The sequence below is a fragment of the Streptomyces sp. NPDC001137 genome (assembly GCF_040298885.1).
GTDB lineage: Bacteria > Actinomycetota > Actinomycetes > Streptomycetales > Streptomycetaceae > Streptomyces.
Genome location: NZ_JBEPBA010000005.1, coordinates 444,774 through 458,863 on the forward strand (window position 1 = coordinate 444,774; position 14,090 = coordinate 458,863).

The following is a 14,090-nucleotide window of genomic DNA, read 5'->3' on the forward strand; positions in this document are numbered from 1 at the left end:
CGTAGTCCGCAGGTCAGTACACGTCCCTGACATAGCGCTTCTCGCTCGCGAGCTGTTTGACGTACGCCGCCGCGCCCGCCTCGTCCAGGCCGCCGTGCACGACGGCGATGTCGCGCAGGGCCTGGTCGACGTCCCTGGCCATGCGGGAGGCGTCGCCGCAGACGTAGAAGTGGGCGCCGTCCTGGAGCCAGGACCACAGCAGCGGGCCGTGTTCGCGCATCCGGTCCTGGACGTAGACCTTGGCGCGCTGGTCGCGGGAGAAGGCGGTGTCCAGACGGGTCAGGGTGCCGTCGGCGAGGAAGGCGGTGAGCTCCTCCTCGTAGTAGAAGTCGGTGGCCCGGTGCTGCTCGCCGAAGAACAGCCAGCCCGGGCCACGGTGGCCGAGCGCGCGGCGCTGTTCCAGGAAGCCGAGGAAGGGGGCGACTCCGGTGCCGGGGCCGACCATGACCATCGGGGTGGCGGGGTCGGCCGGCGGGCGGAAGTGGGCGGAGCGCTGGACGTGCACCGGTACGGGTGTGTCCTGCTCGGCGTCGGCCAGGAAGGGGGAGCAGACGCCCTGGCGGGGGCGGCCGTGCAGGTTCTCGTAGCGGACCACGGAGACGGTCAGCGAGACCAGGTGGGGGTCGGTCAGCGGGCTGGACGATATGGAGTACAGGCGTGGCTGCAGACGGCCCAGCGCGTCCGCCCACTCCTGGGCGCCGGCCCTGACCCGGTGCTCGGCGACCACGTCCACGGCCTGCCTGCCCCAGGACCACTTCGCCAGCTCGCCCTTGTTGTCGGGGCGCAGCAGCTTCTTCAACTCCCGCGGGTCGCGGGCCCGTTCGGCGACGAAGCGGAGCAGGTCGGGGCTGACACGGGTGATGTCGAGGTGCCGGAGCAGGGCCTCGCCGAGGGGGACCTCACCGGCGCCCTTCACCTCGACCGCCGTCTTTGCGTCCAGGCCGGTGACGGCCAGCCACTCGCCCACCAGGTCACGGGAGTTGAGGGGCCGTACGCCGAGCGCGTCGCCCGCCTCGTAGAGCAGCGGGGTCTCGCTGTCGCGGGTGTCGAAGGTGAACCGGCGGACCTCCTTGCCGGCGCCGGGGCGGCTCAGCAGGCGGTTGCCGGTGAGGCGGGCGGTGACGGGGGCGGGTTTCTTCGAGCGCGGGGCGGGGGCGGGCGGGGCCGCCGGAGCGAGGGCGGGGCGTTCCGGCGTACCGGACAGGGCCGTGAGGACCTGGTCGAGCCAGGCGTGTGCCGCGTCCTCGTAGTCGGGTTCGCAGTCCGTGCGCGGGGCGAGGCGCAGTCCGCCGAGCTCGTCGAGGCGCTGGTCGAGGCGGCGGCCATGGCCGCAGAAGTCGTCGTAGGAGGAGTCGCCGAAGGCGAGCACCGCATAGCGTCGCCCGTCCATGCGGAGGGTGTCGGACGCGGCCAGGGTCTCCCAGAACCCGCTGCCGTTGTCGGGCGCGTCGCCGTCGCCGAAGGTGCTGGTGACCAGGAGCAGATCGGCGCCGGACGGCAGCGCCGCGGGGTCGGCCTCGTCCATGCCCAGCAGCGAGGCGGCGTGCCCGTCGGACTTGACCCGCTCGGCGACGGCGGCGGCGAACTCCTCGGCGTTGCCGGTCTGCGAGGCCCAGAGGATCACGACCTCACGGCCGGGGGACGACGTGGCCGGTGCGGCGGTGCCGGCGGCCCGCGAGTACATGCCGGCCAGCACCCCGTTGACCCACAGGGCGTGCTCGGGGCTGAAGGGCGCGGAGGGCGGAAGCACCGGAACGCCGGGGGCGCCGGAGGGGATGCCGGCGAGGAATCCGACGAGGTACTGCCGTTCCTGCGCGGTGAGCACGGGCGGCGGGGCGGGCGCGAGCCCGAACGGGTCGGAAGCGGGCGCCGCAACCGGTACGGCCTCAACTGCCGCTTCCACGGCCGGAGTTCGCACTGTCACCGGCGTCGACACCTTGGTCAGCGACACCGCGCACACCTTCAGCTCGGGCTGGAAGGACAGCGGGTCGACGGCGTCGCTCGTCACGGCGTTGACGCTGAGGTACTCGCCGAACAGGTCGTTCCAGTGGAACGGCGCGAAGCAGCTCCCGGGCCGCACCCGGTCGGTGACCACGGCGGGCAGTACGGCCCGGCCGCGCCGCGAGGCGACCTCCACCGAGTCGCCCTCGGCGATGTCCAGTCGGTCCGCGTCCTGCGGGTGGAGCTCCACGAACGGCCCGGGGTTGAGCTTGTTCAGCTTGGGCACCTTCGCCGTCTTGGTCAGCGTGTGCCACTGGTGCTGGAGCCGCCCGGTGTTCAGTACGAACGGGTAGTCGTCGTCGGGCATCTCGGCGGCCGGCAGGTGCGGGCGGGCGAAGAAGGCGGCGCGGCCGCTCGCGGTGGGGAAGGTGAGGGAGCCGTCCTCGCCTACGTAGCGGACGGGGTTGCGGTCGGGCCCGTCCTCGCTCGCGGCGGGCCATTGCACGGGGGTCTCGCGAAGCCGCTCGTAGGTCACCCCGCGCAGGTCCCAGCCGGTCCTCGGGTTCCAGGCCTGCTTGATCTCCTCGAAGATCTCCTCGGCGCTGTCGTAGGAGAAGCCCTTCTCGTGGCCCATCTCCCGTGCGACGGCCGCGATGAGCCGCCAGTCCGCCGTGGCCTCGCCGGGCGGGTCGGCGGCGGGCCGGGCGAGGGTGAGGTTGCGCTCGCTGTTGATGAGGACGCCCTCGGTCTCGGTCCACAGGGCGGCGGGCAGGACGACGTCGGCGTACGCGTTGGTCTCGGTGTCGGCGAAGACGTCCTGGGTGACGACGAACTCGGCGGCCTCCAGGCCCTCGATGACCGTCCTGCGGTTGGCGACGGAGGCGACCGGGTTGGTGCAGATGATCCAGCAGGCCTTGATCTCGCCGTCGGCCATCTTCTGGAACATCTCGACGGTGCCCTTGCCGACGCCGTCGGCGCGGATGGTGCCGGGTTCCAGCTCCCAGAGCTTCTCCACGAACGCCCGCTCCTCGTCGACGAGCACGGAGCGCTGGCCCGGGAGCCCGGGGCCCATGTAGCCCATTTCGCGGCCACCCATGGCGTTGGGCTGGCCGGTGAGGGAGAAGGGCCCGCTGCCCGGCCGGCAGATCGCGCCCGTCGCGAGATGCAGGTTGACCAGGGCGTTGGTGTTCCAGGTGCCGTGCGTGGACTGGTTGAGGCCCATGGTCCAGCAGCTGGTCCACTCCCCCGCCTCGCCGATCATCCGGGCGGCCTCCCGGATGTCGTCCTCGGGGATGCCGGTGATCCGGGCGACGGTGGCGGGCGGGTAGTCGGCGAGGAAGGCGGGCATCTCCTCCCAGCCGTCGGTGTACCGGGCGATGAACTCGGGATCCGTGTGGCCGTTCTCGTGCAGGAGGTGCAGCAGGCCGTTCAGCAGCGCGAGGTCGGTTCCGGGCTTGATCTGCAGGAACAGGTCGGCCTTGTCGGCGGTGGCGGTGCGGCGCGGGTCGACGACGACCAGCTTGGCGCCGGCCGCTTTCACCCGTTCCATCATGCGCAGGAAGAGGATCGGGTGGCAGTCGGCCATGTTGGAGCCGATGACGAGGAAGAGGTCGGCCTTGCCCAGGTCCTGGTACGAGCCGGGCGGTCCGTCGGCGCCGAGCGACAGCTTGTAGCCGGTGCCCGCGCCGGCCATGCACAGCCGCGAGTTCGACTCGATCTGGTTGGTCCGCACGAACCCCTTGGCCAGCTTGTTCGCCAGGTACTGCGCCTCCAGGCTCATCTGCCCGGAGACATAGAAGGCGATCGCGTCCGGCCCGTGCTCGTCGACGATGGCGCGCAGCCGGCGGGCCGTCTCGCTGACGGCCGCGTGGACGGCGTCCGGCACGGGCTCCTCGCCCCGCTCGTGCCGCACGAGGGCCGTGGTCAGCCGTCCGGGAGCCGCGAGCAGGTCGGCGGTGGTCGCGCCCTTGGTGCACAGGCGGCCGAAGTTCGCGGGGTGCTCCTTGTCGCCGGACGCCTTCAGGACCGTACGGCGACCGTCCGGTCCGGACCCGACGTCCAGCACGATCCCGCAGCCCACCCCGCAGTACGAGCAGACCGTCCGCACCTTCGTCGCCGTCGTCGTGTCGGTGTTCCGCGAGTCCGGCGCGGCCACGGGCACCCCTGCCTCTCATGATCGTCCCGTACGGGTGGAGCTTCCGTGACGGTACGAAATGCCCATTACACGGGTGTCTCCTGGGCCGGTCATCAGGGGTTACGCCGGGCGCACAGGGGTCGGGCGGGCGGTGTGAGAGGTCTTCCGGGAAGCAGATCAGGGCGTGAGAGGTCAGCTGCCGACTCCGCAGGCCGCCAGCAGCACCAGGACCAGGGTGGTCGCGCCGAGCAGGCCGTGGGCGGCGACGACCGGCACGGGCAGGTGCCGTTCGGCGGGTGTCGTCGCCCCGGTGGTGGCGGGGGCCGCTCGGTACACGGGGATCCAGCGGGCGAGCAGGGTGAAGCCGAGCAGGGCGACCGCGACGAGCACGCCGAAGGACGTCCAGGCCAGGGCGTCCTTGTCGGCGGCGAGATAGACGATCCAGACCACCAGTCCGGCGGCCGCCAACAGGAAGTGCCCGAAGACCAGCGGCGCCGGGAAGCGGGTGGTCCCGGTCTGCTGCTGGCGCAGGCCGCCGCCGGAGATCCAGCGGGCCAGGAGGACGAATCCGCCGAGGGCGGTGACGATCCAGGCGACGAGAGCGGCGAGGTCCATGTCCGGCTCCAGTGGCTCGAGCCCAGTGGTTCTGGTCAGAGCGTCGTACGGGTCCTGCGGTAGCCCTCCGCCTGCACGGATTCGACGGCCACCCGGACGCCGTAGCGGTAGGCCAGCTTGCCGCCCAGGTATCCGGAGACACCGAGGGCGGCCAGGGCGACGGCGGAGAGTGCCAGCTGCCCGTTGCCGACACTCTGCCCTCCCGCGTAGCCGTCGCCCTGACGCCAGGCGAAACCGGCCGCGTATGCCGCGGTCACGGTGAGATTCAGCGCCATGTGCACCAGCGCCGTACGGAAGGCCGGCGTCCCGGTGGGGATGGCGAACAGGTCGAGGAAGCCGACGGCGGCCGCGGCCAGGGCGCCGAGCACACCGATCGCGATCAGCCAGGCCGAGCCGTGGGCCAGGAAGCCCGGCCGGTCGACGATCTTGGAGGCGATGTCGAAGACCAGGCTGCACACCCAGGCTCCGATCGGCACGGTGACCAGGATCGGATGGAACGGATGCCCGTACGGACCCGCCAGCGCACCGCTGACCGGCTGCTTCGCCTGACGTAGCTCACCGTCGACCGTCATGGGCCACCTCGCCTGAGAGGTATTTCACCAACAAGTGTTGGTCTTATTTCGCCGAGGGTCAAGAGAAACCAGCCCGTCCGGCGTTTGGAGACGAGGTCGTTCAGGGCCGAAGCGGAGGTCTGGGGCGGCGGCCCCCAGCGAGGGACACACCACCGCCGGGTGCCACATCGGCGTTACGGTTACCTCGTGACCGGCTCAGACCCATTCGCCGCGCTCGCCGTCCTCGGCGACGAGTCACGGCGCCGGCTGCTGGACTTCGTACGGCGGGCCCGGCGGCCGGTGACCCGGGAGGAGGCCTCGGCGGCGGTCGGGATCTCCCGCAAGCTGGCGGCCTTCCACCTCGACAAGCTGGTGGCATCGGGCCTGCTGCAGTCCCGGCACGGCGGCCACGGCCCGCGCCGGGTCGGCCGCGCCCCGAAGGTGTACGAGCCCACTCCGCACACCCTCTCCCTGAGTCTCCCCCCGCGCCGCCACGAATTGCTGGCCTCGCTGCTGACCGAGGCCCTGACGGCGCAGAAGCAGGGGGAGAGCGCGCGGGAGGCGGCTTTGCGCGTGGCCGCGGAAAGGGGCGAGGCCGTGGGCGCCGAGGCCCGTTCCGGCGACATCATGGCCACCCTGGAATCGCTCGGATTCGAGCCGGCCGAGGAGGGAGCGGGCCGCACGGTGCTGCACAACTGCCCCTTCCATCCGGTCGCCGCCCAGGCGCCGGATCTGATCTGCGGCATGAACCAGGCCTTCCTGCGCGGCTGTCTCGCCGCGTCCGGCCACCCCGAGACGACTGCCGTTCTGACTCCGCAACCCGGTATCTGCTGCGTCGAGTTGCGCACCGCGCGATAAGAACCGGCAGGAGTCGGCGGGGAAATGCCGTGCGCGTTCGAATTCACGGTCCCTTCGTTTTCTCCACGGAATACCACCGGAATGCAATGCGTGCATTGGGGCGGGGAGGTCCGTTCTCACAGTGACCCCCCGGCCGGAAATGAGGCAACGAAACGACCGATTAACTGACGCGTAGCGGACGGGAATCGTCACAACGGTGCACTCCTGGTCACCGCCGTTCACGCACAGCGTCAGGAGGGACCATGTCCTTCTTTGCCAGGGGATCCTGGCCAGCAGACCATCGCGACGAGATCGTCGCGGGCGCGCTCGTCGCGGCCGTCGTCGTGGTCCTCGGATACGCCTCGGGCATCGGCGCCCAGGCTCCGGCGACCGTCGACACCGCGTCCCCGCCGGCGTCCGAGGCCTCTCCGCAACCGCACCAACCCACGGCCCGCTCCGCAACCGGACCTCCCGACACCGCCGTCGGGAATTACGGCTCCGGTTCGGCGGGCGGTTATTGGCCGGGCGGCAACGACTCCGGAATTCCCGCGCCGGGCGGCATGCCACCCACAGGCGGGGAAAACGGCCACGATCACGGTTCGGGCGGATCGGGCGGCGGACATACCAACGGCCCCTCGCCCTCCCCCACTCCGACCCCCACGCCCTCGGACCACTGCGAGGAGGGTGAACTCCGTCTCGTACAGCCGCTGTTGAACGGCGTGGCCACTCCGGTCACCGGCCTGCTGGACGGGCTCCTGACCCCGGCCTCCCCGAGTCCCTCGCCCTCCCCGTCCCCTGCGTCGTCGACCGGCCCCCTCTCCTCGCTGTGCGTCGGTATCGCCGCCTCGCCCTCGGTCGTCCCGGAGGTGCTCCCGTGAGACGCCGCGCCCCGTCCCTGCTCACCCTGCTCCTGACCGCGCTCGCGGCCCTGCTGCTCGCGGCACCTCCCGCCGCGGCCCACACGGAGCTGGAGTCCTCCACGCCGAAGGACGGCGCCCGGCTCCCGCACACCCCCGCCACCGTGCGGCTCACCTTCAGCGAACCGGTCGAACCGGCCGACGTGCACATCAAGGCGGCCGGCAAGCGGCTGACCGTGTCCCGTGGCGACCACGGCGACGACACCGTCGAGGTCACCGTCCCGAAGATCTCGGCGCGGGAACAGAGCAAGGACCGGGACGATCTGACCCTGGTCTGGCGGGTTCTTGACATGGAGGACGGGCATCTCACGTCCGGGACGCTCTCCTTCCGTCTCACCGCGAAGGCGGCCAGCTCGGCCCGGGCAGCGGCGATCCCTAAGCCGTCCGAGGCGGTGCACACCGCCTGGGTCGCCGCCCGCTGGACCGGCTATCTCTCGCTCGCCCTGTTCGTCGGCGGCCTCGCGTTTCTCGCGCTGCTCTGGCCGCAGGGGGCGTGGGACCGCCGTACCCGCCGCGTCCTCACGCTCTCCTGGGCCGCCGGCCTCGCGTCGAGTCTGCTCGCGCCCGGGCTCCAGGGCGCGTACGGAACGATGGGCACGCTCGGCGACGTGTTCCGGCCCGGCACCTATACGGACCTGTTGAACACGGAGGTCGGCACAGTCGCCGCCTGCCGGGTGCTGATGTGGGTGCTCGCCGCCATCGCGCTGGCCGCCCTGCTGCAGGGCGGGGACCGGGCGGCACGGTCGCCCGGCTGGCGCGTCGGCGCGCTCGCCGTCGGCCTCGGACTGCTGCGGACGACGAGCATGACCGGCCACAACTCCGAGGGCACGCACCCCGGTTGGGGCGCGGTGGCCGACCTGGTCCATCTGCTCGGCGTCTCGCTGTGGCTCGGCGGTCTGACGGTGCTGCTGCTCGGGGTGCTGCCCCGGCGCCGTCCCGACGAGCTGTCGGCCGTCGTGACCGGCTACTCCACGCTCGCCGGGGTGTCGGTCGCGGCGATCGTGGCGGCGGGGGCGGTCCTGACCTGGCAGGTCGTCGGGTCGTTCGACGCCCTGTTCCACACCGGCTACGGGCAGCTGCTGCTGGTCAAACTCGCCGTACTGGCCGCCGTGTTGCTGATCGCCCAACGCAGCCGCGGCTGGGTGCGGACACGGCTCGACATCGCCGTACTGCTGCGCGGCGACCGCGCCACCGTGCGGCCCTTCGTCCACTCGGTCGCGGCCGAGACGGGGCTCGTCCTCGTCGTACTCGCCGCGACGAGTCTGCTGGTCACGTCCGCTCCCGGCCGCTGACCCGCGCCCCTGTCCCACCCCTCTCCCCTCACCAGGGAACTCACAAGGGAGAAGCACCACCATGCACACAGAGGAAACCACCGCACCCGCGCCGCACCACGGGCGTTCCCGTGCGGGCAACCGGGTGCTGCTGGCCACCGGTCTCGGCGCCGGTCTCGCCGCCGTCGCCGGTCTGGGCCTGCTCCAGGCGTCCGCCGGGGCCGCGGCCCCGCAGACCGCCGCCCCGGCGGCCGAGGCCAAGTCGATGTCGGACATGGACCACTCGTCCGGAAAGGCCGCGGCGGCCGACTACACCATCGAGATCAAGAACTACAAGTTCGCCCAGCCCAAGCTGACGGTGAAGGTCGGCGACACCGTGAAGTGGGTCAACGAGGACTCCGCCCCGCACACCGTCACCACCACCAGCGGCCCGGCCAAGTTCGACTCCGGGACCCTGCAGAAGGGCGACAGCTGGTCGTACACCTTCACCAAGGCCGGTACCTACGAGTACTACTGCGCGGTCCACCCGGACATGACGGCGTCGATCACCGTGGTCGCGAACAGCGGCGGCGGCTCGGGCGGCTCCACCGGGGGCGGCACCGGCGGCTCGACCGGAGGATCCACCGGCGGCTCCACGGGCGGTTCCACCGGCGGCTCCACGGGTGGCTCGACCGGCGGCTCCACGGGCGGTTCGACCGGTGGGGGCAGCAGCTCCGGCGGTACCGGCGGCGGGGGCGACGGTGACTGCGTCAGCGTCCAGCAGGTCCTGCTGCCGATCCTGCAGCACATCAACAAGGCCCACCTGGAGCAGTCCCCGGGCCAGCAGGTCCAGGACGCGCTCAAGCTGGACAGCTACCTCAAGATGCACACCGTCTGGCTGGAGTCGATCCTCACCCCCGCGGTGAACGGCACCGGGAGCGTCGCCGACGACACCCTCGGGGTGCTCCTGCAGCACATCAACAAGGCGCATCTGGAGGAGTCCCCGGGCCAGCAGCTCGCGGACATCCTCAACCCCGACGCCTACGTGAAGATGCACACGGTCTGGGCCGAGCACCTGCTCGCGCCGACCGAGAACTACGTCACCAACTCCTGCTGAACCAACTCCTGTTGGCTTCCCCCAGCAGGACGCGGCGGGCCGGCCGAGTCGCAGTCGGCCGGCCCGCCGCTCGCTCCATTCTCCCCGCCCCTCACTCCGCTCGCCCATCGAGGTGCCGAGATGACCACCGAGACCCGTCCCACCGCCGTCCTGCCCCCGCCCCTCCCGGGCCCCGACTGGCTGCCCGACCCCGGCACCTACGGGGCCGCCCCGGACCGCTGCATCGTCGAACTGACCGCTCGCTTCGGCCCGTTGACCACCCTGCGCCGCCGGCTCACCGCCCTGGACGCGACCCTCACCGTGGCGCCCGACTCCGACGACTGCGTGCTGAGCCTGGAGGTGGCCGGCCGGCCGCTGGGCGGCAGGGTGCTCACCTTCGTCAGTACCAGCCTCACTCCCACGGACGAGGCCACCCGGCTGCACGTCCCCGGCGAACTGGCCCTGGCCGGTGATCCGGCCCCGGCCCTCTTCGGCTTCCGTGTCGTCGAGCGCACCGCCGACCGGCTCCTGGTCCTCGGCACGCTCCGGCTGCCGTACCGCCCGCTGCGCCGTGCGACCGGTCTCACCCTGCCCCGCATCCGTCCCGCAGACCGCATCCGGCTGCTCGTAGCCGCGGAGTTCACATGCCCCGTCTGACCGCCCTCCTCGGCGCCCTCTTCCTGGCGGGTGCCGCGCTCGTCCTGCCCGCCCCCGCGGTGCAGGCGGCCGCCGGCCACCAGGTCCTCATGTCCGGCTACGCTTTCTCGCCCCGCACCCTGACCATCACCGCCGGGGACACGGTCACCTGGACCAACCAGGACCAGGCGCCGCATGACGTCGAGACCACCTCCGGCCCCGCCTCCGTCCACTCCCCGATGCTCAACAAGGGCGGCAGCTGGAGCCACACGTTCACCACGCCGGGGACCTACGGCTACCTCTGCACCGTGCATCCGGGCATGACGGCCCGGCTCGTCGTGGAACCGGCCGCCGCGCCGGCGCCCACCGTCCATCAGCACCAGCACCCGACGGCCGCCGCACCCGCCACCCGGTCCGCCGGCGCGATGCCGTCGTCCATGCACAAGGGCCACAGCGCCGAGGCCGCCGCCCCCGGAAGCGCCAGGACGCCGTCCCCCTCCCCCACGGCCGCAACGTCCGCCCCCGCGGTGGCTCAGCCCGCCGTGGACGAGGCCGCCTCGGCCAGCCGTCCCCTCAGCCCCCTCCTTCTCCTCACCGGCGTCGTCGCGGGCGTGGCCGTCCTGTGCCTGCTCCTGGTCGGGTCACGCTCGGCCGCCGCCGCGTCCCGGAACGAGGGGCCGGGTACGAGCTGACCTCGCATCGGGCCGGGCCTCACGCCCGGCGCAGCACCACCAGCACGACCAGCAGCACGGTCGCGCCCGCGCTCGTCCCGTGGGCGACGACCGCCGTCAGCGGAAAGTGCCGCTCGGCGGTCCGTCCGCCCCGGGAGTGCCGTCCCGAGCTGGGCAACCAGCGCAGCAGCATCATGAACCCGAACGCGGCGACCACCAGCACCACGGCACAGGCCGCCCAGGCCGTGCCCCGGACCGCGCCCGCGAGGTAGGCCGTCCAGCAGACCAGACCGGTGACGGCCAGCACGACATGCCCCACGACGAGCCACAGCGGCAGCCGCGTCACCCCCGGCGTGCGCTGCCGCAGGCCGCCGTGGCGGATCCACACCGAGGCCAGATAGCCGCCGAGCCCCGCGGTCAGCAGCCACGCACACAGAACGAAGACACCCACGCGCTCCAGCACAGCGCAGCGAACCGGCGCAGGCCGGACATCCATTCACTGATTCACCCGTAGGCGTGAACAGTGGTGCGAATCCCTTGCCGGCCCTTGATCTGCGGGGATTCCCCGGGACGTCATCGACCGGCCACCAAACCTGTCTCGTTCGTTTTCTTGAATCATTCGTGTTTGTGCGGGTAGCTTGGGTCGCATGACTTCACCCCAGACTCCGACCACCGCCGAGGAGCTGCGCGGTGCCGGCCTGCGGGTGACGGCCGCCCGCGTCGCGCTGCTCGAGACCGTCCGCGAGGGTGACCACCTCGGCGTCGAGGCGATCGCCTCGGGTGTGCGGGACCGCGTGGGCCACATATCCCTGCAAGCCGTGTACGAGGCGCTGCACGCGCTGACCACGGCCGGACTCGTACGTCGCATCGAGCCGCCGGGCAGCCCGGCCCGGTTCGAGGGCAGGGTCGGGGACAACCACCACCACCTGGTGTGCCGCTCGTGCGGTGCCGTCCTGGACGTCGACTGCGCGGTCGGTCATGCCCCCTGTCTCACCGCTTCGGACGACCGTGGCTTCGCGATCGACGAGGCCGAGGTCATCTACTGGGGCCTGTGCCCCGACTGTTCCACCGCTCGCACGGCCTGAGCACCAAACTCCGGAAGGATTCCCATGTCTGAGAACAACGCCGCTGAAGCGAAGTGCCCGGTGGCGCACGATCGCGCTCTGCACCCGACCCAGGGCGGCGGCAACCGCCAGTGGTGGCCGGAGCGGCTCAACCTGAAGATCCTTGCCAAGAACCCTGCCGTGGCGAACCCCCTCGGTGAGGAGTTCGACTACGCCGAGGCGTTCAAGAGCCTCGACCTGCCGGCCGTGAAGCAGGACATCGCCGAGATCCTGACGGACTCCAAGGACTGGTGGCCGGCCGACTTCGGGCACTACGGCCCCTTCATGATCCGTATGGCCTGGCACAGCGCGGGCACCTACCGCATCAGCGACGGCCGCGGCGGCGCGGGCGCCGGTCAGCAGCGCTTCGCCCCGCTGAACAGCTGGCCGGACAACGGCAACCTGGACAAGGCCCGCCGGCTGCTGTGGCCGGTGAAGAAGAAGTACGGCAAGAGCTTGTCCTGGGCCGACCTCATGATCCTCGCGGGCAACGTGGCGCTGGAGTCCATGGGCTTCAAGACCTTCGGCTTCGGCGGTGGCCGTGAGGACGTATGGGAGTCGGAGGAGGACGTCTACTGGGGCCCCGAGAAGGTCTGGCTCGACGACCAGCGCTACACCGGCGACCGTGAGCTGGAGAGCCCGCTCGGCGCGGTCCAGATGGGTCTGATCTACGTCAACCCGGAGGGCCCGAACGGCAACCCGGACCCGATCGCCGCGGCCCGCGACATCCGCGAGACCTTCCGCCGCATGGCGATGGACGACGAGGAGACCGTCGCCCTCATCGCCGGTGGCCACACCTTCGGCAAGACCCACGGCGCGGGCCCGGCCGACCACGTCGGCGCCGACCCCGAGGCCGCCCCGATCGAGGACCAGGGCCTCGGCTGGAAGAGCACCTACGGCACCGGCAAGGGCGGCGACGCGATCACCTCCGGCCTGGAGGTCACCTGGACCGCCACGCCGACCCGGTGGAGCAACGGGTTCTTCAAGAACCTCTTCGAGTACGAGTACGAGCTCACCGAGAGCCCGGCCGGCGCGAAGCAGTGGGTCGCCAAGGACGCCGAGGCGATCATCCCCGACGCCCACGACGCGTCGAAGAAGAAGCTCCCGACGATGCTCACCACCGACCTGTCGCTGCGCTTCGACCCGGTCTACGAGCAGATCTCGCGTCGCTTCTACGAGAACCCCGACCAGTTCGCGGACGCCTTCGCGCGCGCCTGGTACAAGCTGACCCACCGTGACATGGGCCCGAAGTCGCTGTACCTCGGCCCGGAGGTCCCGGAGGAGACCCTGCTGTGGCAGGACCCGCTGCCGGAGGCGGAGGGCGAGCCCATCGACGCCGCCGACGTCGCGGCGCTCAAGGCCAAGCTGCTCGACTCGGGGCTGTCGGTCTCGCAGCTGGTGTCCACCGCGTGGGCGTCGGCCTCGACGTACCGCAACAGCGACAAGCGCGGCGGTGCCAACGGCGCCCGTATCCGGCTGCAGCCGCAGGCCGGCTGGGAGGTCAACGAGCCCGACCAGCTGGCTCAGGTGCTGCGTGTCCTCGAGGGCGTCCAGGCGGAGTTCAACGCGAACTCCGGCGCAAAGAAGGTCTCCCTGGCCGACCTGATCGTCCTCGGTGGTGCCGCCGCCGTGGAGAAGGCCGCCAAGGACGCCGGTCACGACATCGAGGTGCCCTTCACCCCGGGCCGTGTGGACGCCACGGAGGAGCACACCGACGCGGAGTCCTTCGCCGCGCTGGAGCCCACCGCCGACGGCTTCCGCAACTACCTGGGCAAGGGCAACCGCCTGCCGGCCGAGTACCTGCTGCTCGACAAGGCCAACCTGCTGGGCCTGAGCGCCCCCGAGCTGACCGTCCTCGTCGGCGGTCTGCGCGTCCTCGGCGCCAACTACCAGCAGACCGCGCACGGCGTCTTCACGGACACCCCGGGCAAGCTGACGAACGACTTCTTCGTCAACCTGCTCGACCTGGGCCACACGTGGACGCCGGTCTCCGAGGACCAGACGGTCTTCGAGTGCCGTGACGACGCGACCGGCGAGGTCAAGTGGACCGGTACCCGTGCCGACCTGGTCTTCGGCTCGAACTCCGAGCTGCGTGCGCTCGCCGAGGTCTACGCGGCCGACGACGCGAAGGAGAAGTTCGTGAACGACTTCGTCGCGGCGTGGGTCAAGGTGTCGAACGCGGACCGCTTCGACATCGCCTGATCCGCACGGTGACCGGGCTCGGTCACTGAGCCCGGTCACCGAGCAGGCCACTGACGTCCGGGCCGTCCCGCGAGGGGCGGCCCGGACGTCGCCTTTTCGGCCAGCACTGACCCTTTTACGCCAATACGTCACCGCTT

At 71.5% G+C, this 14,090-nt stretch carries 12 protein-coding genes; 8 read left to right on the forward strand and 4 right to left on the reverse strand.

The features are described from left to right. Window positions 1-13: 13 nt before the first annotated feature. From ABT254_RS13230 to ABT254_RS13240, 3 genes are all read right to left on the reverse strand, one after another. Window positions 14-4,096 carry a bifunctional nitrate reductase/sulfite reductase flavoprotein subunit alpha gene (locus tag ABT254_RS13230; RefSeq protein WP_351467910.1) on the reverse strand — a complete coding sequence of 1,361 codons (4,083 nt, stop codon included), beginning with the start codon at window positions 4,094-4,096 and terminating at the stop codon, window positions 14-16. Window positions 4,097-4,267: 171 nt separating this feature from the next. After that, complete coding sequence (locus ABT254_RS13235) at window positions 4,268-4,690, reverse strand: hypothetical protein (protein ID WP_351467913.1); 423 nt, start codon at window positions 4,688-4,690, stop codon at window positions 4,268-4,270. Between the two features lie 35 nt (window positions 4,691-4,725). Beyond that, entirely contained in the window at window positions 4,726-5,262 is a 537-nt protein-coding gene (locus ABT254_RS13240) for a DUF2231 domain-containing protein (RefSeq protein ID WP_351467916.1), read from the reverse strand. Between the two features lie 186 nt (window positions 5,263-5,448). On the opposite strand from ABT254_RS13240, the gene ABT254_RS13245 reads away from it, so the two are divergent. The 6 genes from ABT254_RS13245 to ABT254_RS13270 all read left to right on the forward strand — a co-directional run bounded on the left by ABT254_RS13245 (window position 5,449) and on the right by ABT254_RS13270 (window position 10,669). After that, window positions 5,449-6,099: a helix-turn-helix transcriptional regulator gene (locus ABT254_RS13245; RefSeq protein ID WP_351467919.1), complete on the forward strand. Its 651-nt coding sequence runs from the start codon at window positions 5,449-5,451 to the stop codon at window positions 6,097-6,099. A gap of 242 nt (window positions 6,100-6,341) precedes the next feature. After that, complete coding sequence (locus ABT254_RS13250; RefSeq protein ID WP_351467922.1) at window positions 6,342-6,956, forward strand: hypothetical protein; 615 nt, start codon at window positions 6,342-6,344, stop codon at window positions 6,954-6,956. Next, window positions 6,953-8,287 carry a copper resistance CopC/CopD family protein gene (locus ABT254_RS13255; protein WP_351467925.1) on the forward strand — a complete coding sequence of 445 codons (1,335 nt, stop codon included), beginning with the start codon at window positions 6,953-6,955 and terminating at the stop codon, window positions 8,285-8,287. Before ABT254_RS13250 ends, ABT254_RS13255 begins: the two co-directional genes overlap by 4 nt. Window positions 8,288-8,348: 61 nt before the next feature. Then, entirely contained in the window at window positions 8,349-9,362 is a 1,014-nt protein-coding gene (locus ABT254_RS13260; protein ID WP_351467928.1) for a cupredoxin domain-containing protein, read from the forward strand. Between the two features lie 120 nt (window positions 9,363-9,482). Continuing rightward, entirely contained in the window at window positions 9,483-9,998 is a 516-nt protein-coding gene (locus ABT254_RS13265; protein WP_351467931.1) for a hypothetical protein, read from the forward strand. Next, window positions 9,986-10,669: a cupredoxin domain-containing protein gene (locus ABT254_RS13270; RefSeq protein WP_351467934.1), complete on the forward strand. Its 684-nt coding sequence runs from the start codon at window positions 9,986-9,988 to the stop codon at window positions 10,667-10,669. The genes ABT254_RS13265 and ABT254_RS13270 overlap by 13 nt, the downstream gene beginning before the upstream one ends. A 19-nt stretch (window positions 10,670-10,688) precedes the next feature. On the opposite strand, the gene ABT254_RS13275 is transcribed toward ABT254_RS13270, so the two are convergent. Beyond that, the gene (locus ABT254_RS13275) at window positions 10,689-11,099 is read right to left on the reverse strand and encodes a hypothetical protein (RefSeq protein ID WP_351467937.1); all 411 of its coding nucleotides are present in this window, start codon (window positions 11,097-11,099) and stop codon (window positions 10,689-10,691) included. 196 nt (window positions 11,100-11,295) lie between these two features. Between ABT254_RS13275 and ABT254_RS13280 the strand changes: the two genes are divergently transcribed. Both ABT254_RS13280 and katG read left to right on the forward strand, forming a co-directional pair. Further along, window positions 11,296-11,733, forward strand: a complete 438-nt coding sequence (locus tag ABT254_RS13280) for a Fur family transcriptional regulator (RefSeq protein ID WP_351467940.1) — start codon at window positions 11,296-11,298, stop codon at window positions 11,731-11,733. A 24-nt stretch (window positions 11,734-11,757) separates the two neighbouring features. Further along, window positions 11,758-13,953, forward strand: a complete 2,196-nt coding sequence (katG, locus tag ABT254_RS13285; protein ID WP_351467943.1) for a catalase/peroxidase HPI — start codon at window positions 11,758-11,760, stop codon at window positions 13,951-13,953. Window positions 13,954-14,090: the final 137 nt, after the last annotated feature.

Bases quoted from the DNA above. Each gene is read 5' to 3' on its own strand.
- ABT254_RS13235 (WP_351467913.1), bottom strand. From the start codon at position 4,690: ATGGACCTCGCCGCTCTCGTCGCCTGGATCGTCACCGCCCTCGGCGGA.
- ABT254_RS13240 (WP_351467916.1), bottom strand. From the start codon at position 5,262: ATGACGGTCGACGGTGAGCTACGTCAGGCGAAGCAGCCGGTCAGCGGT.
- ABT254_RS13250 (WP_351467922.1), top strand. From the start codon at position 6,342: ATGTCCTTCTTTGCCAGGGGATCCTGGCCAGCAGACCATCGCGACGAG.
- ABT254_RS13260 (WP_351467928.1), top strand. From the start codon at position 8,349: ATGCACACAGAGGAAACCACCGCACCCGCGCCGCACCACGGGCGTTCC.
- ABT254_RS13265 (WP_351467931.1), top strand. From the start codon at position 9,483: ATGACCACCGAGACCCGTCCCACCGCCGTCCTGCCCCCGCCCCTCCCG.
- ABT254_RS13270 (WP_351467934.1), top strand. From the start codon at position 9,986: ATGCCCCGTCTGACCGCCCTCCTCGGCGCCCTCTTCCTGGCGGGTGCC.
- ABT254_RS13280 (WP_351467940.1), top strand. From the start codon at position 11,296: ATGACTTCACCCCAGACTCCGACCACCGCCGAGGAGCTGCGCGGTGCC.
- katG (WP_351467943.1), top strand. From the start codon at position 11,758: ATGTCTGAGAACAACGCCGCTGAAGCGAAGTGCCCGGTGGCGCACGAT.